The sequence below is a fragment of the Acinetobacter sp. S54 genome (genome assembly GCF_016624945.1).
GTDB lineage: Bacteria > Pseudomonadota > Gammaproteobacteria > Pseudomonadales > Moraxellaceae > Acinetobacter.
The window spans coordinates 456,314-480,195 of the sequence record NZ_JACVUI010000002.1; the positions used below are offsets into that span (position 1 = coordinate 456,314).

Consider the following 23,882-nt stretch of genomic DNA (forward strand, 5'->3'; position numbering starts at 1 on the left):
AAATCTTACTTAGCGATTTATATCGACTAAATCTGACTTAGTTCCCCCCGAGGACATAAGCTACGCCAGCGCGCGCACCAAATTTTCCACCATCGGCTACACCCACTGCACCACTACCTGAGAAACGATTGCTAAATGAAGTTACTACACCAAGTGCACCCGCAGCTTCACCTTCGTAATAGCCTGCTCCACCAAATACTGCGACCTGACCAGGCTGAATGCTTGGAATCGCTTGTTGAGCAGCAAGAGCAATCGCAACACCACGATTTGCAGTCGTTTCAACATCATCCAGACGATGATTAATATGATCAATACGACCATCCAGACGTTTGACTTCTGAGGTGCGTGTTGCAGCTTCAACATCAATACGCTGACCTAATGCTAAATCTGCATCAGCACGAGCCTGAGCTTCTGCTGCATCACCCGCAATACGTGCTTGAGCTTCATTATTGATCGCTGTAGTACGTGCAGCGGCTTCTGCTGCATCACCCGCAATACGTGCCTGAGCTTCATTATTGATGGCTGTAGTACGGGCAGCGGCTTCTGCTGCATCTCCAACAACACGTGCTTGAGCCTCACTATTAATGGCAGTAGTACGAGCAGCGGTTTCTGCTGCATCACCATCAGCACGTGCCTGCGCTTCATTATCGATATTGGTCTGTAGCGCTGTGTCTGCATCCGCACGGATTTGAGCTTCGTTATCAATTTTGCCTTGTATTTCAGTTTTAAATTCTTCACTTGGCGTGGTATCAACATTCGCCAGAGCATCATTTAGCTGTTTAACATTGACCGCGTCATTATCACGAATACCGTCAGCAACCTGTGTAACACGACGGTCACCCATTGCGACTGTATTTTCTTCATCGGCGATGGTACCTGCACCAATTGCAACCGAATTTTTTGCAGTTGCCTGTGCACCTGCACCAAATGCAACGGCACCGTCAGCAGTCGCCTGTGCACCTGTTCCCAGTGCAATTGAATCTTTACTTTCAGCTTTGGTTGAAGCACCTAAAGCAATTGCATTATCTTGAGTAGCTGCGGCACCAGCACCTAACGCTACTGTCCAATCACCTGTTGCTTCTGCACCGGCACCTACCGCAGTCGCTGCTTTACCATTTGCTACAGTGCTATCACCGAAAGCACTTGCCTGATTACCACTGGCCTGTGAATTATTACCCACTGCAATAGTACTGCTATCCGTAGTACTTACATTGTTACCAATGGCGATATTGGCCGCGCCAGCCGTCGTATTGTCATTACCAATCGCAATATTCTTGTCTTGTTGAGTTGTATTGCCCGAACCTAGCGCAACATTATAGTTACCCTCAACCGTATTATTATTCCCTCCAACAAAGCCTAGCCCCCCAGTCACATTGTTATTGTTACCAATTACAGTTGTATCAGCGGCGTTATTATCTGTACCCACGACGGTAGTATTTGGACCACTCGCCGTATTCCCTGTACCAATATTGGTTTGAGCGGCATATAAATTTGTTGTCATTAACGCAAGTGTAAGTACTGATAGTGGAAACGTTTTAATCATTACATGATCCTTCTTCATATAAATTATGCTATTGATAAATAATGGTTTTCTATAAATACGTTTCCAGCGGATGTTTATTATGAGGAACGCATCATCAAAACCAATATTTAATGTGTAATTTGCACATTAATAAAAATTAACATAGACACCATTGTTTCGCAATAGTTCTAATGAAAGGAATGATTTAAAAATAAAGCCATATAATTACTTGTATTTAATAAATAAAAATAAAAATCTTTTAAAAGTTACCCTACTTTAATCAGCATAATTAAAAAATATTTTTCATAAATATGTTCAATATAGACATTTATAAAATTAAGTGATAGATTTCCTGCAACAACGTTCAAGTGAGCCACCATGCTCAATCCATACTTCTTTATTTTTTGTATTTCAATCAATAAAGGACCGATATAAATACAAAGGAATATTAATCTGCTTTATGCGTGCCTATTCATTAGATCTTCGAAAAAAAGTCATGGCCCTTTATTACCAGACTGGACACAAATCGAATGTTTGCAAGCAATTCGGTATCGCCAGATCAACGCTAGATGGCTGGATTAAACTTGAGAAAGAAACACATGCGCTAGAACCACTTCCTGTGGTCAAACAAGGGCGTCCATTTTCTATTAAAAATCTTGAAGACTTTAAACAATTTGTAGAGACAACACCTTTTACAAAAATTGAGGAGTTGCTAAAACCATTTGAACAAAAATTTGGTTATCAAATTTCTTATGCAATTTTATGGAGAGGTCTAGATAAAATAGGCAAGACCAGAAGAAATACTGACAAAGTCAGAAACTAATTGTTCATTATTACTGGCATTCATTATATCTATATCATTCATCATATTGATAAACGCCCAACCTGAAACGTTTATTCGCATCAGGTGAATTTTCATCGTTTTTACAATAATCAATTGCAGCAGACACAAGCGCTTTTGACATTAAATTCCAGAGGTCTCCGCTTAATTGAGTCAATTTTTCAATAGATTCCTGCGACAGTTCATCAGCAAAGATCGCTTGCTCTAAAAAATTGGTATTTTCAGTCAGATTTCGTATGCCAGCTGATAAATGATCAGAAACATTTTGGGAAAAAATTTGTTTACTTTCATCAACTTTTGGATCAGGTGTGAAACTGGTTTGCTGAAGCACCACCTGCTGATTTTCTTCAATGACGATACCCAAACGTTTTAATTCCAATAATATTGATTTAGGGTGTTTTTCAGAAGAAATTTGTCGAACCAAAGCTTCAAAACTATTTTCTGCTCCCTGAAAAGGAAGTGCGAGAGGTAACTTTTGATGAATCCAAGCTCCTACTACACGTGCAGGTACGCTAATAGGAAGTTGTAAATGGGATTCGTCGACCAGAATATACTCACCGTAGGTTTGGCAAAATGCTCTTACATCTCGCCTATTCAATCCCGATAATAAACTGATTGCAGAATCTGTTTTTTTTTGTTGAATACGATCTAATTCCTTTATTGCTTCATTATAAAACAATGCTTTAAGGCCTGTCGCAAATTCTGTATACCCAATACCCGATCTGATCAACCAATGAATGAGTTGGGGAATGATACTAATCACGTGTTCTAGTGTTGTTTCAGTATCATGAGACAACATCTTTTCTTCAGCATTCACTAAAGTGGATGATTCTTTACTCATGCAAACTCCAGAATCAAACATGGGGGAAAGCTTCCTTTAATAACAGGAAATAATAAAAGCAATTTTTATTCTAAAATGAATTCGCTTGAGTTTAACTGAATTAATCCATATAGAAAGTATGGATTGTAGGCTTTTTTTAAAAAAATTTATATATATTTGTCAACTTGCTATTCTAACATAACCTGTACAGTAATCAGCTTATAAAACACCCATTTTATTGCTACTTCTTTTAATGAAACTTTGGAGAATGTTCTCATCCTCATATTGTTTAATTTAATCTTCTCTTAGGCGAGCTTAGCGATAACTCAATCGACATGAACCAAGTCCAACTATTTATCAGAATTAAAAAATTCACCACACACTCTTAATATGAATAATTTTTACCCAATAGAATCGTGAGAAAAGTTATTTTTTAAGCCACATCCACCCTAATACTCCAGCCATACACAAAATTGCGGGGTAGACAAACCAAGGATGTGGAATAGTCCAGATCATCAGCCCCGCAGCTAAACTCATGCTCACTGTCGAGATGTATTTGGCTTTTTGAGGAATACGGCGATTTTGTTGCCATTCCTGAATAATGGGGCCAATATACCGCTGGTTTTGAAACCATTGATGAAGTTTTTCTGACCCACGTGCAGCAAAGAAAACGGCCAAAATTATAAAATCAACCGTAGGTAACCCTGGAATAAAAACACCCAATATAGCAAGTGCGATACATAGCCAGGCCAAACCAATAAAGATCCAGCGTGCCCAAGCAGAACGAGCCAATTTCGTAGCTGAACGAGCGGATGATGGTGGCTGTTCTTGACTTACAATCACGTCTGACTGATCTATTTTTTCCATACTGGGTAAGCCTTTATACAATTCGGATTATTTCAATTCATCAAGTTGAACAAGTGCTTTGCCAAAATATCCAAATGCATCTAAAGCCCCTTGAATTACACGATCTTGCTCAATTTGATCGAAGCCCGTTTCATCTAATGCTTGCACAAATCGCTTCCAAACTTTAGCGCGCCCTTCAGGATAAGCAGCCAGATTACGCGCAGCAAAAGTTTCAGAGAACCCAAGATGTTTTTGTGCTTCCTTAAATAAAAAAGCGGCACCTAAAGTTGAACCTTCAGAGACATAAATCCAGCCCAAAGCTTCTGGTAATTGCACATACTCACTTTGGAGCTGCTGTCCAAAAGGTTGAATATCTAAATCATTTAAGTCAGCAAGGGCTTGTTTTGATCGACCACGAATATCAAGATCCGGAATCAATTCTGCGACACCCTCTTTTTCAAAAAGATGCTCAATTTCACGCTGAAAGTAGTATTGAGATAGGGTAAATTGCGCATATTTTTCTTTATTTGAAAATACGTTTGCCTGTGCCATTAACTGATGCATACGTTCATGCTCAGCAGCAGTTTCCTGTTTTAAACGTAAAGATAAACTATTATTAATAATCTGTTCTTTAGACAAATTCATCATTTTTTTCTCCTGAGAAATGGATATTGCTCATCGGCTAACGATCCCGGCTGAGTTTAAGTTGGACTGGAAAATCCACGACAACGGTCTTAGCTTGACCGTTAATTTTATGCGGTTTAAATCTTGCTTGACGTGCCGCTTGCATCACTCGTTCATCAAGGCTATTAATGCCAGAACTTTGACGCAATTGGACGTCAATGGGTTGTCCTTTTGCATTAATACGAAGCCGAAGTTCAACCCAACGATTTTTTTGTTGTAGTTCTCGATCATCATAGTTAAGCTGGCCAAAACTCAATACATCAACAGTACTCACCTGAATAATGTCATCAGGTTCAGCTTGCGTGGCAGGAGCTTTAGAATATTCTTGTTGTGTCGCAACTGCTTTGACTCCCCCATTTTTTATTTGATTTTTGGTGCTTTCAGATCCATCTTCTCTTAGCATGGATTGCATGTCTGTAGGGCTAAACTGTTTATCTATGTTGGCGTGTAACCTGTCTGCATTCTGCTGCAATTGATGAGATGCTATATCTTGTAAATGAGGGTTCAATTTCCCAGATGGCTCTTTACTTAAATTCTTTTCAGGAATCTTTTGAGAAGCAGTTTTTGTGACTAATCTTGGATGACTGGTAGATGTAATCTCCTGCTTTTGATGCACATTAGACGCTGATTCTATTGAAACAGCTTGAGGTATTAGAGGATGTTCAATGTGTTTTTTTGCACTCTGCTCAGGAGAAGGGTCATTAGTCGTCGACAGCGATATAAAACTTACTTTTAATGCATCTATTTTGGGGGATGCTGTAAAGGTATAGGGTTCAATTAAATGACTAAATATCCAAACAACAAACACATGTATACCCATTACAAAAGTAACTATTAGCCACTTAAAAGAAGGCTTTGACGGTAGCACTAAAGTGAATTTTAGAATGGACTCATGCACAGGGAATAAAGATTTTGATTTCATGATTTATCCCTAAAAACGATGCTCAAGTTTGAGACTAATATTGTGTTTATCGTAGGAATAGAGCCAATCCACATTGCTTTTATTATGGTTGTAGCGATAGGTTAAATTTGGAGTCATACCATAAAACGCCAAGCGTGGCATTTGCAGTACAAAAGTATAATTCTGTTCAAAATCATGGCGTCGTGCCAAGAAAGTTTCCGTGTATTTATCAAACTGACGCCAACGATAAGAACTTAATAAGGTGGTATTGAAACCCGTATTCCAAGATTTAGTTAATCCCAGACGAATGCCTTGTTGTTGATAAGCAGCCATATATTTTTCTTGGGTTGAATGATCGAGCACATCCAATCCACCAAAAACAGTCCACTGATTAGGAAGAATTTTCCAGAAGGTGGTAAAGATCGAGCTTTCTATTCCATCTAATGTCGTATATTTCTGATAATTTAAATCTTTGGATTCGACTTCAAATTTAAATGCTTTATCTGCTGAAATAAAATGCATCCATTCAGCGCGCAAACCCCAAGCATTGTACAGACCATCATTGCCATATCGCTTTTGTTCAAACAAAGGAGCGACTCCAATTTGATTTTTTAAATCAAAGTAGCTATAGCCTGCATTGATATTGATTGTAGATTCATTAAAAGCAGTATTGTCTTTATAAGACTGTCCAAAAACCAGCGCACGTAAAGTCAAACCATGATGATTCTGAATTGCAAATCGTTTCATAAGCGTTGCTTCATAATCTAGACCCATTGCTGACTCAGCCTTCGGACTACCACGCGTGATTTCCTGAATTGGAATAATGTTACCTTTACCATCCGTACTATAGAGCGTCCAAGTTTTACTTTGTTCAGACGAGCTATTTAAATTGGTGGCATAGGTATATCCAACTGCGACGGAACCTTGCCATGAATCTCGCTGATCCAGCGCCTGCAAAAATGTATTAACTGTTTTTAAAACCCCCAATGGAATCACTGAAGGGTCGCTTTGTTTTAGTTTGTTTTGGATAGAAATAAAAAGGCGTGCTGCTTCCTTATTTTTTTGTTGTTCAAACAGCACACGCGCTAACTCAAGTTCACAAATCAAATTATTAGGTTGTTGATTAAGACTGCTTTGAAATTTTAATTCAGCCCATTTTAGTTGCCCTTGAGATCGTGCAACAGCCCCTTCGGCAAAGTCTGTCAAAGCTCGATCATAGTCAACATATTTTTTATAGTGTTCCAGATAAATCGTGACTTTGCCCCACTGTTTTTGCATGACAGCCAAATATAAAGCTTTGGCAAGATCATTCGGGTTTTGCTCAACACGATATTCTTGTCCATTAATTTGAAGTGGAGGTAATGGATCAGTGCTGCGAATTGTTCCCTGTTCATGAAACTGTCGTTGTTCTTGTAAAAGTCGCTGATCCAGACTTTGATTAAGACGAAATTGTGTCTCGTCATCAGCATATAAACATCGACAATTCAATAAAGCTAGACAGCACAAAAGTGTTCGTTTCATAAAACAATAAACCGACGGCGACAAAGCAAAAACTCTAAAAAAGAATCTACATACGTAGATTCCTTTTACCTTAATTAGTTTTTAGCACCACCAAATGCAGTGTTGTAAGATACGTTATCAAACTGAGCAATACCTGCTAAAGCAGCAGCATTTGCACCAAAGAATTGACCTTGAACCACACCCGTGTTATCTAAACCAGACGTACCATTAGCCGTTGCTAGACCAGCAAAGGCAGCAGTACCGGGGTTAAATGTCACACCATCCAAGCTTAATGATGAAACAGCCGTGCCTGTTCCTGTAAGCGTACCTGCGAGTGTGCCAGCTCCATAGTTCGCGGTAAAATTACCACTTAACAGGTTAGTTGCTGAACCGTTAATACCTGCAACAGTATAGGTTGCAGTACCAGTCGTCGGTACACTGGTATTGGTGTTATCACCCGCATAATAAACCGTATGGCTTGCACTTGCAGGTGTATCGCCTGCTTTCCACCATTCCCCAAAATAAACTTCCTGCGTACCCACCTGACCAAAGTTAAAATTACCTAAAGCACTGTGTGAAGGTGGCATTGCCGATACAGGAATATGCGAAATATTAAATGTTTTTGTGCCAACAGTGACATTGGTATTGCTTGTACCTTGAGCCGCAAAAGCTTGAGCTAAACCTTTTAGCGAACTAAAGCCAGTAAAAGCATTGTATGGCGCACTCGCGGCCTGTACAGATACCGCGGCTACACCGCCTGGATGACTTGCATTGGCAGCAGCACCGATTTTGATGTTGCTTTCATTACTCGAAATGCCATCAATACCGGCCTGAGCAAACATCGCTGAACACGCAACAAGACCTAAGAATAATTGAGAGATTTTCATTTATTGTTACTCCATCTTTTATAAGACTAAGTTATTGTTTAAATTAAAATAACGATTTCGCTATTTTTAGTTTATTGAGTAGGTTTAGAGAGAGTCCTACTCAGGTGAATTTGTAAATAATAATCATTCAATATTATTTACCGTTATCCGATTCCCCTTTTATATATGTATAGAGGGAATCAAATTCTGCTTAAAATTTGGTAGTCCAACTGACTTTCAGTGTTCGGCCCGGTGCGGCCATTGCACTACGAGTTAAAGGATCAATGTAAAATTGGTTAGAAAGATTGCTGCCTACAAATTCAACGGTGTTATAGTCATCGACCTGATAACGGGCATAAGCATCAAAAATCCACGTATCATCCCAAGCCAAAGGCACGTTGAGGTAATAACCTTTGTTGACGCTTGCATCATTGTTTTTACGTAATGGGCTTTCATATGCTTTATAAAATGTTGCACGGGCGCCAAGTTCAAGCTTTTCGTCAAAAAAACGCGCACCCAGTAAACCGTGAAAACTCAGCTCTGGTGTTGCCATTGTGACCAAATACCCATTTGGAAAACCGTCATCGACACAGCGTTGATAGGGTTCACGAAACGCTAAACCTTGTTCAGTTTGAACCGTACCGCCCAAAATCATTTTGTTAATGGCACTATTGGTATCACATACTTCATTTTTTAGGTTATACGCCACACTCAGGTCTGTGAAAAAGCCTCCATTATCAAAACGACTTTGTAATTCTAGGCCTGAGAGTTTTTGCTCATCCATATTGGTAAAAATAAGATTCTGGTCACGCTCAATGACATTCTTAGTTTTGTTATAGTAATAAGCCAGCTTAATATCGGCATTACGCGCTGTACTCAGCCAATTACGCAAGTCATAGACATATCCCAATTCATAGTTAAAGGCATGTTCAGGTTTGATTGTCTGATAGGGCAACATGGCTGAGAAACCCACAGTGCTTTCAAACAAACTCGGTAAGCGATATTCTTCTGCATAACGCGCATAGATTCTGCTATTGGGGGTTAAGTGAATTGAAGCACCTAATTGCGGCGCCCAGCCACTATCTTTAACTTTTTCAGCAGATTCAACTGGAATCTGAGCTACCACTGACATGAAATTACCGCCAGTCACCACGTACTTTTGTCCCGATGCATTGAGCTGGTTTAATGGATTATCTGCCAGCGACAAATTACCATTGGCATCCGCTTTCCAGCTCAGCGTATTTTTCTGGGACCAGATCATATTATATAAAGTGCTTTCTGTTGCAGGAACGGTGTCTAACTGCCCATCCCATTCTGGATTTTTTGTGGCGTAACGTTGTTTTAAAACATTAATTAAGCGCTGTTGAGTCGAGGTGTAACTCTCTGGCATGGTTTGATATTCAAAGGTATATTCTTTAAGCTTAGTTTTTTTGGTAAATAGCGGATTTAAAGTTGGATCAATCTCGCTTTGCAAAGAATTATTTAAAAAATCATCAAATGCCCAATATGAGCGATAACGCATTCCTGCATCAAAACTTAACCAAGACAATGGTCTATAATTAAAATTAAAATCGAAGGTTTTTTCTTCACGACGTCCTGCTCGAGGCAAGGCCTGATAAAGTGAATAACTTGGACCGTATTCTCCATATATATCATCAGAGGTCAGTTTTTCTTTTAAGAAACTTCCGCCTAATGTCAAATCAAGCTGCTCTAACAAACGTGTTTTATTACTTACTGTAATGCCTTTACGCGTATTATCCGAATGACTGAATGCAGTGTTAATAATAGTGTTATCACGATAGTCAATTGTAGTGGGCCACCCACCACGTGTATATGTCTGGCTTTCAGTGTCGGTTTGCCAAATATTGGCATAGAAATCAATCCAGCGATTATTTTCAGGTTTGAATTTATACTCAAGACTATATGCTTTAGAGTGAATATTGCTTAAAGGCCACTGAGGAACACCTAAGTCTGATGTAACGCCCCAAACAATCCGAGAGGGCATAATTTCGCCAAAAATATTTTTGGTATCTCGATAAGTAAGTTTAAGTGTCTGGTCATCGGTTGGTCGATACGTTCCTTTTAATAGCCAAGATTCCATATGACTTGAGGTATTGGGAACTTCATCGCCAGGTTGATAAACATAGGCAAAGTAAGGAATAAAATCGAGGCTATTGTCTGGTGTTGCTCTTTTATAATACCCTGCGCCATGTGTACCCGAAAAATAGTTACCCCGTTCACGAACAGCATAAACTGCTAATAAATCGAATTGATCTTGCTTGGTCGCAATTGCTAACCGCCCCGCTAAATCATCGCCAGAAAAGGTAGAATTATCATTTTTGGTTCGGTTCTTTTTGTAAATATCAGGGTCATACTTTGCGCCATTCATCTCAATCCAAGGCACAGTATCATTATAGTTCTTGCCAATTTTACTCATGTCTGGCAATGACGGATCAATTGAATTGGTGGAACCTTCTACCTTTAACTCCGCGCCAAAAGACTGACCTGGACGGACAATATCATCGGCCTCAAGAGTTTTAACCACCACGCCCCCTCCAACAGAGGTTGTGGTATTACGCTCTAGTGAAGGCCCTTTAATGACTTCTATACCAGCGATTAAATTCGGATCGATATAGTTTCGGTTATTCACTCCATTATAACCACGCCACACCGCTATTGACTGTTCTGTACCATCAATAGTTAGAGGTACACGACCAACCCCTTGTACGCCACGCACACTCGGATCCAAAGCCCCGCTGTTACGGGCATCACCACTATAGACTCCTACCATACCTTGCAAAACATCGGCAGGGTTAGTTCCCTTAAAACGTTCTACGTAATCTTTCCCCGCATAAACAGAAGAATGATTTGCATCATAGACTTTGTCATAACCTGCTGTATCACGATCTTCGTTGCCATACACCACAATCGGTGTCAAACGCACTGAGGCATCTTCATTGATTGCCGTACTGCTTGAAGTCTCGGCAGTTGTTTGAGTTTTGGGTGGAACAGTACTGGCTAAAGTTTTTTTGATCAGTGTATAACCTTGTCCGACTTTTATAACATCAAACTCGGTTTGTTTTAATATTTCCTCAAACCCTTGCTCTACCGCATAGTTGCCTTTTAACCCAAGACTCTTTCGCTGTTGCAGTTGCTGAGCATCCATTGCAATTGAAGTATCAGATTGTTCTGCAAATTGGTTCAGTACATTCGCCAGACTGCCTGAAGGAATATTATAATTTTTAACCCGAGTTGTTTCTGCATAAACCTGTTGTAAAGGTAAAGCTATTAGCCCACTCATCGACACAGCATGTATGGCAAATGCAAGTGTTGAAAATCGAAAAATCGATCCATTCCTTATTTTGCCTGTTTTCACTTCTATCATTAGCCCCGCCCCAGTAAATCGTAATAAGAATCATTCAATATAATGTTTCAAAATGATCCATATTTATTGCTTCTACTTACTATGACGAATGCCTCGAAAAAAAGTGGAACCTAAAATTTTAAAAAAATTATTTTTTTATTGCTTTAGAGAAACAATGATTACATAAGGAGTGATCTGTTTAATTTTCAAATTTGGAAAAACCGTGACTAAAAGCTTAAGTGATTCTTGTGTTTGGTCTAAAGGTAATACGGCATTTACTCGTACTTGTTGTAGATCTAGGTCATTAAAAATAATCTTGCCTTTATAGTTCTTATCCAACTCGTGTAAAACTTGATTAAGCGGGAGATTTTCCACCATTAATTGATGCTTTTTCCATTTTTGCTGCTCGTTATAAATATTCAATTCAGGACGTTTTTGTATTCCATTTTTATCTATTTTTACGGCCTGTCCCGCATGCACAATAGCTTGATAAATTGATTGCTGTTGGGCATGTTTAACTTGTGTCGCTGCTACTTTTACACGGGAATGCAACATTTTTAATTCAGTTGCCGCAGGGTCATAATTTACACTGAATGCTGTGCCTAATGCCTGAATTTTTCCATGTGTAGTTGTTACCAGAAACGGTCGGTTTTTATCTTTAGCAACATCGACATAGATTTGTCCTTGTACCAATTCCACCACTCTTTGATTATTGCTAAACTTCAGATTAACTGCACTTTTACCCCGTAAGATTAGATGCGAACCATCTGGTAAGCTTTGCTCTGTCCACTGCCCCGATCGTCCTTTCACATCAGCAGTTATATAGGCCACTGTGGTACCAGTTAAATAAAATAAAATCCCGCTTATGCTCACAAATACAACTGCAAAAGCAGTTCCAGCACGTAAATATTTATAGGCTTTACTTGATTCCAAACCTGCCTTAAGTGCAACTTTGGCTACTTTTTTATGGCCTGTATTTTGAGATATTTTTTTAACAGTTCCTATACATTGCTCGATATCCGTAGCAACTTGGTGGTGCTGCTCACTGGTTTTTTTCCAGACCTCAAATTTTAACTTAGCCTGTTTTCGACAGCGTTCATCATCAGAACTCAATTGAACAATCCAATTCGCGGCTTCTTCAACAAGCTTTTGATGACTATTTTTATTTATTGACATTTAAATACAGGCATCCATATCTCGACGGATTTGATAGCATTGAATTAAGCAACTCGCCAAATATTTTTGAATCATTTTAGTGGAGACATTTAAACGTGCAGCAATTTCTTTATGGGTAAAACCTTCCATATAGTGCAAAATAAAGGCTTGTTGTGCTTTTACAGATACAGTTTCAAGAGCTTTACAAAGTTGATTAATTGCCTGAATAATCTGCATTTTATCTTCAGGCGAGGCCACCTCTTCAAATATATATTCCATTTGGCTCAAGCCTTCTAAATAGGCTTGTTCTATGCGTTTACGACGCACTTGATCAATGAGTAAATTTTTAGCAATCGAAGTTAGATAAGCACGAGGTTCTTTAATACCAAATAACTCGTCTCGTGTTTGGAGTAGTTTAATAAATGTATCTTGAACCAGATCTAAGGCCTGATCAGCATTTCCTATTTTTTGTCTCAACCATTGGTGAAGCCAAGTTTGGTGAGTTCTATATAACTGATCTACAAGTAAAGAAGTTTTGTTCACAATAATGGGACTCAAAACAATAAACACACAAATGATAATAATTATCATTTAAATAAGTCAAGCACTAATTAAAGTAAATCTTAATAAATTACCATGAACCTAAAATTCTTGTGATTTACGATATAAACTTCTAACTGATCTAAGTCGAATTCACATTTTGGCGCCATACTCGATCATTATCCTTGCGTATTGGATAGAACCTCAATCGAATCAAATAAACGTACTGCAAAATTGAAATACAATATATGTATAACACCAAGCATGTATTATCATGCTGACTTCATGATTTTTTCATTCTTGTATGAACAACACATTTCCCCATAATCACCATTATAGACATGTTTCGAGTTTTTCTGAGCTAGTAAACACTCGCTTTCAAGGAAATACGAATGCCATTTGCTGGCATAGAGATTTGGTGGGGGATTTTAAAGAAATTGTGGCTAAACTCCGATTAAAAGAAAATATTACTGAAGTTTCTATTGAAGATCTTGCAGTACTAAAACTCTCAGAAAAAGGCAATCTGGCAAGAGAAATTATTCTCCAGGATATTCAGCTACTAACTGATTTTGGAGCATCGCCTTCTCTTAATCTACTTAAAAGCTATGAACGAGATGAAGAGCTAGATTTCATTTCAACAGATGTCTATTCATATCATGTTGATCGCTCACCCATCGAAACAGATACGTTTTTATGCACCTATCATGGCCCTGCAAGCGATATTCTCCCTCATCATCAGGTTGATCAAAAGATTTTAATTCCAGAGATTAGAGAAAAACTCAAAAAGCTACATGTTGGTTCAGAAGATGAATTTGAAATATTTCTGAAAGACCATTTCTTTGATCTGCATTATCAGCCTAAACCTAATTCAACACCAGTGAATTTAGGTTCAGGACATCTTTGGCGGCTCGCGGTAGATCATCCTACACAACAGGTCTTAGCTTGTGTTCATAGAGCGCCTGTTGAAAGGGATAATGAGTATCGACTACTTTTAATCTGTTAAATATTACTGCGATATTTAAGAAGCAAGATGGGTATTCCATTTTGAAAATGTTGTCAGTTTCAGACAATAGTCGTGTTTATACTTAGCTTGATAATTTTATAAATCTTATTTCCTGCGCATTTTTGAGACTTTTAAAAATATACCTTTATTCATCCTAATCAAATTTTCAAACATGAATTTCACTCATCTTTTGGTGAAAGAAAATCGTTTTTATTCATGTAGTGATTCGGATATAAATTAAACCCATAAAGAAATTAAGGTTTATCTCAAAAATTTGGGGAGCAAATGACAATGAATAAAACATTTACCTGTTCAATTAAATGCATTCGTTTTGATGAAAACTATCAACCTGCAGATAGCACACGCCTGACGACTAATTTTGCTAATTTAGCGCGTGGTGAACGTCGCAAACAGAATCTACTGAATACACTTCAAATGATTAATAATCGTTTTAATGCATTAGCAGATTTTGATAATCATCAAAGGGATCGTTATTCGCTTGAAATTGATATTATTTCAGTAAATTTAGATGTTGAGGATAATGGCAAAGCTTTCCCAGCCATTGAAATGCTTAAAAGTACGATTACTGATCATCACACCAATCAGCTTATTGATGGCATGATTGGCAACAGTTTTTCATCTTATGTGCGGGACTATGATTTTAGTGTGCTGCTTAAAGCATGTAATAAAAATAACTCTACATCCTATGCGCCAGAAGGTTTTGGTGATTTGCATGGCAAACTTTATCAATATTTAGTGAACTCAGATGTGTTTAAATCTCAGTTCAATAAACAGCCTGTTATTTGTTTGAGTGTTTCTACGACGAAAACGTATCAGCGCACAGCCAACCAACATACTGTTTTAGGTGTTGAATATAGACAAAATGAATATTCACGTACCGATGAATATTTTCACAAAATGGGATTACAGGTACGTTATTTTATGCCAAAAGGCAGCGTGGCACCGCTCGCCTTCTATTTTTCGGGGGATTTATTGCGTGATTATACTGATCTTGAACTGATGAGTGCGATTAGCATAATGGAAACGTTTCAGAAGATTTATCGTCCCGAAATTTATAATGCCAATTCAACAGCGGCTCAAGTGTATCAGGCCAGCCTAGAATATCCTGATTACTCATTAACGCAAATTGTCTATGACCGTGTGGAACGTGGACAGTTGGCAGTTAAGCAAGGCAAATGGACTGAAGAAAATTTTATTAAACCCTACAAAGATATTCTTGAGCAATGGGTCGCGACCCATTGACAAGCACCCGTATGAAACCTTTTGAGGAATAGAAAATTGCTGTCATGTTGAACGCCATGAGTATGAATTCTGTGTCACCATAATAACAATGTGCAGCAGCGACATACTGTTAGATACAAGGATTGTGAAAATAACCCAAGGCTTTCAGGCAAAGCCTTGGGTTAAAATTTTAAATACGATTTTATGCAATTCGATATTTTGACTCTTCTGGAATACGCTGTAAGGCCTGACGTTGATTTTTAAAGTAAGGCAAAACATGTTCTCCCAATCGATACGCTTCTTCCAAGTGCGGATAACCTGCCAAGAAGAACAAATCGATCCCAATACTGTTATATTCTTGGATCCGTTCAATAATCTGCTGATAGCTACCAACCAATGCTACGCCTGGTGGAATACCAATATAGCCAAAACCAGACCAAACATTGGGGTGGATAAAGAAGTCATACACATTTTTACTTCCCGCTTTATCTGTATATTCTTTTTCAAAACTTAATACACGTGCAGATCGTAATCCTGCATGGGCAGCAGATGCATGTAAACGCTGTTTTTCAGCAGCTTCATCCAAATAACGTTGTGCCTCGGCCAAAGCCTCTTGTTCGGTACGGCGGGCAATCGTGTCAATGGATAAACCAAATTTGATCTTGTCACGACCATATTTCGCAGCACGTTGACGGACATCATTAATCAGTGCTGCAATTTCGCTTGGCTTTTCAGCACGCATTAAATAATAATCCGCATGCTTTGCACCGAATTCTCTGGCAGCTTCTGAAGAGCCTGCGGTACAAATAATGGGTAACTCAGCTTTATTGAGCGGATATTTTAATCCACCGCCCTCGGCAGAATAATATTTACCTTGATAATGAAATGATTCGTTGTACCAATACCCTTTTACCACATCCAGAAATTCAGTCGCGCGGATATAACGATCATCATGAGGTGTAACATCTCCAACCTGACGCTGAATCACCTCAGATCCACCATTAATAATATTCCATACAAGACGATTACCTGTTGCACGCTGATAGGTGGCCGCACTTTGCACTGCATTATATGGACTAAAGTGATAAGGCTGAAATGCCGTCACAAAATTCAGCCGTTTGGTTTCTCTGGCCAATAGCGAGCAAACTGTCCAAGGTTCTTCACCTGTAGGTGCATTGACCATCAAAGCACCTGCAAAACCATTAATTTCTGCTGCACGTGCCACTTGCCCCAAATAATCAATATAAGTGAAATCATCACCCACTTGGTAATTGGATACAGCTCCTGTATTTTCCACACCAGACACACGCGTCCAATCACCACGATTGCGTGGATCGCCTGCTAAAAATTCAGCTTCGCCATGCAAAGGTAAACGCGTAAAAAATTCAATTCCCATGAGGTTCTCCGTATCACTTAGAATTTAGCTGTAAGAGAAACACCAACCTGACGCGGGTTTCCATATGTTAAAACGTATTGTCCTACTGGACCATTTGGACGACCATGTACTTGATATTCTTCATTGAGTAAATTCTTCACATATGCATTAACTTGATATTTGTCATTTGCACTGTGATAACCAACATTGGCGTTCCACAAGGTATAAGACTTTTGACTTAAGATCGGATCAACGGAATAGTCTTGGCGATTGACTAGAAAAAACTCACGATCACGATAACTTGCATCAGTACCCACGATCACACGTGCGCCATTATTCAGGTTAAACGTATATTCACCGCCAACGCCAAGGGTATATTTAGGTGAACGAACTAAACTATTCCCAGTATTGTCAGCATTAACGACATTCGTCACAGGATTTTTGTCGATAAAGTCAGTATATTCGCTATCTAAATAAGCCCCCGCGAAACGTAAACGTAGATTTTCCGTCGCTAAATAATCAAGCTCTAGTTCAGCACCTTTCACTTCCGCTTTTGGTCCATTGGCTAAAACTGAAGTAACGCCTCCCCCTTGGCCCTCTGTTGCAACCAATAAATTGGTTTGAATATCTTTATAGTCATAATAGAAAATATTGGCATTTGCGACTAAATCCCCACCCAATAAAGCAGATTTCAAACCGAGTTCATAACTGTTTAAATATTCAGGGTTAACATCCGCAAGTTGAGTTAGGCTACTGGACAAACCTGTATTAAAACCACCTGAACGGAATCCACGTGCAAATCTGAAATAACTATTCAAATCAGGCGTAATCTCATATTCAGGGGTAATATCATAGGTCAGTTCATTCCAAGTTTTTTTACGGCTCGTTGAACCATTAGCATTTGGAGTTGGATTATAGACTGCATTGGTATAGCCCTCTTTTTTCCACCAGCTCCCTTTTGTATAGTCGCCCGTTGTAATTTGAGTAAGATCTAAATCGATATCTTTTTCTTCGCTTGTCCAGCGCAGACCACCTGTCACTTTAAATTTATCTGTGAATTTAAAAGTACTATTTCCAAATACAGCAAAACTTTGCGTGGCTTGATTATAAGTAATATCTCTAAATGCTGGGGTAGATGCTGTTTGTGACGCAGCGCCATTAGGCAATGTTTTATTTACACGCGCACTGACGCCCGTAGAATCTAAATCTTCGTTAAAATAGTGGAAACCTGCAATCCAGCTTAGGCGTTTATCTGCATCAGATGAGATCCGAAACTCTTGGCTGTACTGACGCCATTCGTTGTCGCTATAGCTTCGCGCAACATCATAAGGTGTATAGTCACCATCTGAAATCGACTTTTGTGTGGTCTTATCAAAAGCAGTGATAGAGGTAAACGTATGCCCACCGCCCAGATCACCAGTTAACGTTAATGATGCTCCATCATGCTGAATTTTATTACTTTCATCCAGATCTAAATTGGTGTCACGACCATCAGGTCGCTCATAGATTCCCCAGTATTTCCCAACACTTAAAGAACCATTACTTCCTAAACCGTTGTAGGTTTGGCTATGCAAATTGACCAATGCATTCCATTGATCATTGACTTTACCTAAAATCTGGAAGCGAAACGATTTTTTATCAACATTTCCATAGTCCTCTCCATTGGCCAGATTCTTTGCATAACCATCACGATCTTCAGAATAAAAAGCGCCCCGTACTGCAATATTATCTGAGATTTTACCATTTGCAGCACCCTCAAAGGTACGCAGGTTATAATCACCTACACCAATGGTTGCATAGCCATTTGGTTTTTCTGAAAAGGTCGGTTTTTTAGAAATATAATTAACTGCGCCCGCTGTGGTATTTTTTCCATAGAGTGTTCCCTGAGGACCACGTAATACTTCAATACGTTCTAGATCAAATAAATCCCCTGCACCTGCAACAGGCGCATTCAAGTAAACACCATCAGCATAAATACCAACCGGAAATACAGTCGATGCCGCCACATCCCCCGTTCCTAAACCACGAATATACCAGCGTGGGCGACTATCGCCATCAGGATTTTCTGCAGCAGCATTTGGCGTATACGTCAGCACATCGCCAATAAATGTCGAACCTTTTGCAGCCAAATCTTTGCCTGAAACTGCGGTAATCGCAGTGGGAACTTTTTGAATATTTTGCGCTCGATATTGTGCTGTTACGATCACATCATTTAATTTTTTGACGTCTTTTGCATTGACGACTTGAGCTTGTTGCTCTGTAGTAATGTCTGTATCAACATCTTCATTTGCCAAAGCCAGTGTCGAAACACTCGCTGTTACCCCCCACATAGCAGTTAAAATACTCTGCCTAATTTTTGTTACCTTAAACATGGTGACTCCATTTAAATAAATCTATTCTTCTATTGGCAACTTCTATGCCATTTAATTTATTTAAATATTTTCAATTACTTATAAAATAAAAATGAAATTTATTATTAAATTTTGCTGATAGATAAACATTTTCACCCAACTTATTGCTGTTATTCCAACATTGTTGATTTGATCTTTATATCTCAAAGAAAAATGAATAAAAAAGCCATACAAAGGTATGGCCTATAATCATCAAAAGAACTATTGCTTAAAATTTATAGCTAAACTGTCCCTGTACTGTGAGTGGGCGCATCGGTTGTAAAAACTCACTATTTGCTCCCGCTAAACCATTCACGAAATTGCGTTCATTGGTCAAATTGAGAATATTTAGGCCTACTGTCCATTGCGGTTGGCGATAATATAGCCCCAAATCTAAATTATAATTATTTGGAACTTTGACCGTCTGGCTTAAATTGGTATACCAATCACTGGTCCACCAGCCTGACAGATTCACACCAAAACCAGATTGATGTTGGTAATCTACATAAGCACTTGCAGAATACTTCGGAATTCCAGCCGCATCATAACGTCCCGCTTTACGCTGATTTAAAGCATTACTGTCTCCCCAAACCGTAGCATTGTCTGCATGAAATCCAAAGGGTGAAAAGCCAGCAGGAATAATTGAACTATATTCAGCGTCTAAATAAGTTAAATTCCCACCGATCGCAATATTTTTCTGCAACTGCCAACGTAATGAAGATTCAATTCCTTTAATTTCAAAACGTGCCATATTGCCATTGGTATCAGGCGATAAATCACGTTTTTGCTCAAATCCACTAAGTGTTAAAAACAATTGATCTTTGATTGGTTCATATTTAAAGCCCAATTCTTTTAGTTCGCTTTGACTATCAAACGCTAGAGGATTGAGTAGATTACCTGCCCCCCAGATCAAAAATGGTCCAAAAACTCCCGTATTTAATGCCGTGCTTTTATCATAGGTAAAGTATAAGGTCGTCTTTTCTGTCGGCTTCACAAATGTACTGGCTTGATAACTCAACAAACTATATTCATTACTATCTGAACGAAGATCAGCGGGTACCAGCACCAATGGATTTTCAAGCTTGGCTTTGATAGAACTATGATTAATCCCAAGATTCACCCCAAAAACATCATTAAATGTGAAATTTTGCTGAGTAAATACACTAAATGTATCCCAAAAGCCTGTTCCCGTATAAACAGCTCCACCGCCATTAGGAGGAAAGCCCCCCTTTTCCGCATATAAACCATCACCGATAGGATACATTGCGGGTAGGTTTAAATATCCAAAATATTGAGAATATTGAGGAACGCCTGCTTGTCCAATCCAGCCCCCAGTCGAAGAACTATTATTTACCAATCCTAATAGATCCCCCGGATTTTTTTGAGAAGGATCGTTAGTCAAATCATAGGGATTAATATTAAAACTATTATTTGCCGCTAAGGACGTGAATTTTTCATGACGATATGCTCCCCCAGTGCTGCTTTTATTATTGACATTAATGCCAAATAACTCAAAGTCATAATCAGCCAAAAACTCAAACCGGTTATCAAATAGTTCATGCTCCAGATCAGTAAAGAAACTCCCAACCGAATCACCTAAATCTTTGCTGTTTTGATAAAGCGCACTATTGGAAATAGACCAATGATCATTTAAATCTTTGACCAGTTTTAATTGGGTACTGAATCGCTTGGCACTATTTTTATCTTCGCTTCGACCTGAGACATTATCATCCAATTTAACTAGTTCATTTCCTGGAATAGATGGATCATAGACCCAACCCTTAATGCTTCCTGCCTGATCAGCTGTCGAATTGGGTAAGGGTGTTGTTTGCACAGGGCCGACCGCAATATATTGATTCTTGTCATTCTTCTGTCGAGTTTGCCAACCAATAACTTTGGAATTTGCTGCCCCAGACTCAAATACTGGCGACCAGAAAGTTGAGCCATTTTGAATAATTGGAGTGGCTCTCCCTTTGTAATATAAACCATTGTCAACCGATTGTTGGGTGGCTCTGTTCCAGCCATGCGTGACATTAAAATCGTAATAATCATCATAAGTGATGTTCCAGTCAACACGTAAGCTGTCATCTGGTCGCCAAGCCAAGGCCCCATAAAATGCATTAAAGTTATTTTTCACATTGTCATAATAATCATCAGTTTTTTGAGCTGTGGCACTGACACGAAATGCGAGTTCTTTAGAAATGGGCGCAGTATGATCAATACTGACAGAAAAATTAGGTTCCGCACCTTTGCCTTCATAGATGGAACCCACTGAACCAGCAATCGTTGTTTCTGCTTTATTAAAGCTTGGCTTTTTAGTGAGGTAATTAATATATCCACCTGAACCTGAAGTCGGGGCGAAAATTACGCCCGTCGGTCCTGCCACAATATCAGCTGCTTCATAAGCATTTAAATTGGTCGGATGACGGGTACTGTAAATCCTTTGGCTATCTTGAAATACTTCTGAGTTTTGTCCTCGAATTTGTGGCGCGAAATTGGCATTTTGCCCTCCACCTCGAGTAATACTTGGCGCATATTTTACTAAATCATCGGCACTACGAATTACATCTTCGCGAAACTGCTGTTCTGTAACTTGTGAGACTACACGTGGTGTATCCAATACTGAACTATCCGTTCCATAAATAGAGGTCACTCTACGATTTGGAACAACAGTTTGTGTTTTATTTGCTCCAGTCACCACGACATCTTCTAAAGTAATGACATCATTTTCAGCATCATTCGTTTTTTGGGGTGTATCTTCAGCAAAAACATAGAGGGGAAAAGCCACCCCAAATATGCCAAGCGCAATGACTAAAGGTTTTAGTTGAAAAGGCTGTTTCATATCAGACTCAGTAAAGTAAATTTACAAGGCGTTACGCAAAGCTTATGCCAATCATTTATTTACATAAAAATCATAGGTAATGCCTTGATTTAGTTATTTTTTATTTTTAATTATTTATTTATCACTTTTAAGAAGATTTATTTTTTCAACAGATTTGTTGGAATAAAGACAGTACTAAAAAATATAAACAATATAACCCAATGATAAATATTAAAAAATTATAAAAAAAACTTGGCATTTATTCTGCAAGACCAATACAGACGATTATCAAACACGGTGTTTTTAATGAAAAATCAATCATTTCTGTTATCACGACGAAAGTTTTTAGCACAAAGCCTTACCGCGATAGGAGGTGTTTCGTTAATCGGTGGTTTATCTGGCTGTGGCCAATCTCCCCAAACCTCTGCTGAATCACAAAATTCTTCTTCGGTAACCCCTAAACATGGTGGAACTATTCGGCTAGGTCTGATTGGTGGACAACAGTCAGGTAGTTTAGATCCCCATCTATCTACCTCTAGTGCAGGAATTACCCGAGGTTTTGCCATTTATAATAAGCTCTGGGAATGGGACGAAAATATGCTTCCACGCCTTGCCTTGGCTGAGTTTGCTGAACCCAACCATAATGCCAGTGAATGGACAATTCGACTGCGTAAAGGTTTAGAGTTTCATCATGGCAAAACCATCACTGCAGATGATGTGATTTTTTCAATAAAACGTTTAACTGATCCGAAACTTGCTTCGCCGTTTCGCAATTTAGTGCAATGGATTGACCGAGACCGTATTCAAAAACTGGATGAATATACCGTTCGTATTCCTTTTATCAACTCGATTTCAGGTTTCGTTGCCCTGCCAGAAACATGGGTGAATTTTGGCGGAATTGTACCCACCGATTTTGATCCAATCCATAATCCAGTAGGTGCAGGTCCTTATAAAGTCCAACAATTTATACCCGGTCAGCGCTCGGTTTTCACTCGTTTTGAAAACTATTTCAAAACTGGTCAACCTTATGCAGACAGTTTTGAAGTGATTGATTTTAAGGATCAAGTCTCTCGTTTAAATGCATTATTAGCAGGGCAAATTGATGTCGCCAATGCAATTTCTCCTGAATATATAAAAATTCTGGAGCAAGCAAAACATATTCAAACTATTCGCTCCCAGACAAATACTCATAATAGTTTTGACTTTAATACCCAACAAGCTCCTTTTAATGATCCCAGAGTGCGTCAGGCATTTCGTTTAATTGCCAATCGTGAGGAACTCGTACAGCGTGGATTGAATGGTCAGGGACGTATCGCCAATGATCTCTATTCACCACAAGACCCCGCTTTTTTAAAATTACCGCAGCGTCAGCAAAATATTACTGAGGCAAAGAATTTATTGGCACAAGCAGGTTTTAAAGAAGGTTTAAATGTTGAACTAATTACTTCAGTTGGAAGTGCTCAGCCGGCACTGATCTTTGCTGAACAGGCTAAACTTGCTAATGTCACTATACGCGTAAAGCAAGTTGATGTTGCCACATTTAATGGACCTGATCGAACTAAATGGCAGTTGTCGAGTAATGCCACCAATGTCGGTACGCCTTATTTATCCACCGCGGTTGTCAACGATGCACCGATTTCAACAACCCATAAAATCAATTTTAAAGATCCTGAATATAGTGAGCTGTTTTACAAAGCACTTGCCGAACCAGATTTAGCAAAACGAAAAATCCATTTAGCTCAAGCACAGAAAATTCAACACGAACGTGGCGGAATGCTGATCTGGGGATTTAGCCACACCATTGATGCAGCAGCAAAAGATATTGGAGGGTTAGCACCTGAACATACCATTTTTCCAACATGGCGTTTTGAGAAATTATGGAAAGCCTAATCTAAGACAAACATGGTTCACGTCTATAGTGAACCATATTGATTTATTTAGAGGGTGCTGGCCAACGCACCCTTATTTTTAATACTATTATTTTTAATATTTTAACCGAATTATGATGTTGA

Annotated in this window: 17 protein-coding genes; 4 read left to right on the forward strand and 13 right to left on the reverse strand. The window is 38.9% G+C overall.

What is annotated here, in order from left to right:
• Window positions 1-37: 37 nt before the first annotated feature.
• On the reverse strand, window positions 38-1,543 hold the full coding sequence (locus IAE20_RS05160; protein WP_200459751.1) for a YadA-like family protein: 1,506 nt from the start codon (window positions 1,541-1,543) through the stop codon (window positions 38-40).
• 439 nt (window positions 1,544-1,982) lie between these two features.
• Between IAE20_RS05160 and IAE20_RS05165 the strand changes: the two genes are divergently transcribed.
• Window positions 1,983-2,345, forward strand: coding sequence for an IS630 transposase-related protein (locus tag IAE20_RS05165; RefSeq protein WP_200481366.1), 363 nt, complete (start codon window positions 1,983-1,985; stop codon window positions 2,343-2,345).
• 34 nt (window positions 2,346-2,379) lie between these two features.
• Here the strand turns inward: IAE20_RS05165 and IAE20_RS05170 are convergent, their stop codons facing one another.
• From IAE20_RS05170 to IAE20_RS05210, 9 genes are all read right to left on the reverse strand, one after another.
• The gene (locus IAE20_RS05170) at window positions 2,380-3,204 is read right to left on the reverse strand and encodes a hypothetical protein (protein ID WP_200459753.1); all 825 of its coding nucleotides are present in this window, start codon (window positions 3,202-3,204) and stop codon (window positions 2,380-2,382) included.
• Between the two features lie 405 nt (window positions 3,205-3,609).
• Window positions 3,610-4,050, reverse strand: coding sequence for a YbaN family protein (locus IAE20_RS05175; protein WP_200459754.1), 441 nt, complete (start codon window positions 4,048-4,050; stop codon window positions 3,610-3,612).
• Window positions 4,051-4,077: 27 nt separating this feature from the next.
• A complete protein-coding gene (locus IAE20_RS05180; protein ID WP_200459755.1) occupies window positions 4,078-4,677 on the reverse strand; it encodes a biliverdin-producing heme oxygenase in 600 nt (199 codons plus the stop codon).
• A gap of 34 nt (window positions 4,678-4,711) precedes the next feature.
• Entirely contained in the window at window positions 4,712-5,635 is a 924-nt protein-coding gene (locus IAE20_RS05185; protein WP_200459756.1) for an energy transducer TonB, read from the reverse strand.
• A 9-nt stretch (window positions 5,636-5,644) separates the two neighbouring features.
• A complete protein-coding gene (locus tag IAE20_RS05190) occupies window positions 5,645-7,135 on the reverse strand; it encodes a surface lipoprotein assembly modifier (RefSeq protein WP_200481367.1) in 1,491 nt (496 codons plus the stop codon).
• Window positions 7,136-7,209: 74 nt separating this feature from the next.
• Window positions 7,210-8,001, reverse strand: coding sequence for a Slam-dependent surface lipoprotein (locus IAE20_RS05195; protein WP_200459758.1), 792 nt, complete (start codon window positions 7,999-8,001; stop codon window positions 7,210-7,212).
• A 190-nt stretch (window positions 8,002-8,191) separates the two neighbouring features.
• Window positions 8,192-11,365 carry a TonB-dependent receptor gene (locus IAE20_RS05200; RefSeq protein WP_320159385.1) on the reverse strand — a complete coding sequence of 1,058 codons (3,174 nt, stop codon included), beginning with the start codon at window positions 11,363-11,365 and terminating at the stop codon, window positions 8,192-8,194.
• 135 nt (window positions 11,366-11,500) lie between these two features.
• Complete coding sequence (locus IAE20_RS05205) at window positions 11,501-12,520, reverse strand: FecR family protein (RefSeq protein ID WP_200481368.1); 1,020 nt, start codon at window positions 12,518-12,520, stop codon at window positions 11,501-11,503.
• Entirely contained in the window at window positions 12,521-13,042 is a 522-nt protein-coding gene (locus tag IAE20_RS05210) for a sigma-70 family RNA polymerase sigma factor (protein ID WP_200481369.1), read from the reverse strand.
• Window positions 13,043-13,343: 301 nt separating this feature from the next.
• Here IAE20_RS05210 and IAE20_RS05215 point away from each other — a divergent pair, with 301 nt between their 5' ends.
• Window positions 13,344-14,042: a DUF1826 domain-containing protein gene (locus tag IAE20_RS05215; protein ID WP_200481370.1), complete on the forward strand. Its 699-nt coding sequence runs from the start codon at window positions 13,344-13,346 to the stop codon at window positions 14,040-14,042.
• Window positions 14,043-14,333: 291 nt separating this feature from the next.
• Window positions 14,334-15,305 (forward strand): putative oxygenase MesX, encoded by a 972-nt coding sequence (locus IAE20_RS05220; protein ID WP_200481371.1) that lies wholly within the window; start codon window positions 14,334-14,336, stop codon window positions 15,303-15,305.
• Between the two features lie 181 nt (window positions 15,306-15,486).
• Here IAE20_RS05220 and IAE20_RS05225 read toward each other — a convergent pair whose 3' ends face one another.
• The 3 genes from IAE20_RS05225 to IAE20_RS05235 form a co-directional block, all read right to left on the reverse strand.
• A complete protein-coding gene (locus tag IAE20_RS05225; RefSeq protein WP_200481372.1) occupies window positions 15,487-16,680 on the reverse strand; it encodes an LLM class flavin-dependent oxidoreductase in 1,194 nt (397 codons plus the stop codon).
• Between the two features lie 17 nt (window positions 16,681-16,697).
• Entirely contained in the window at window positions 16,698-19,031 is a 2,334-nt protein-coding gene (locus IAE20_RS05230) for a TonB-dependent receptor domain-containing protein (RefSeq protein WP_200481373.1), read from the reverse strand.
• A 247-nt stretch (window positions 19,032-19,278) separates the two neighbouring features.
• Window positions 19,279-21,891 carry a TonB-dependent receptor gene (locus tag IAE20_RS05235; RefSeq protein WP_200481374.1) on the reverse strand — a complete coding sequence of 871 codons (2,613 nt, stop codon included), beginning with the start codon at window positions 21,889-21,891 and terminating at the stop codon, window positions 19,279-19,281.
• Window positions 21,892-22,176: 285 nt separating this feature from the next.
• Between IAE20_RS05235 and IAE20_RS05240 the strand changes: the two genes are divergently transcribed.
• A complete protein-coding gene (locus IAE20_RS05240; RefSeq protein ID WP_200481375.1) occupies window positions 22,177-23,760 on the forward strand; it encodes an ABC transporter substrate-binding protein in 1,584 nt (527 codons plus the stop codon).
• Window positions 23,761-23,882 lie beyond the last annotated feature (122 nt).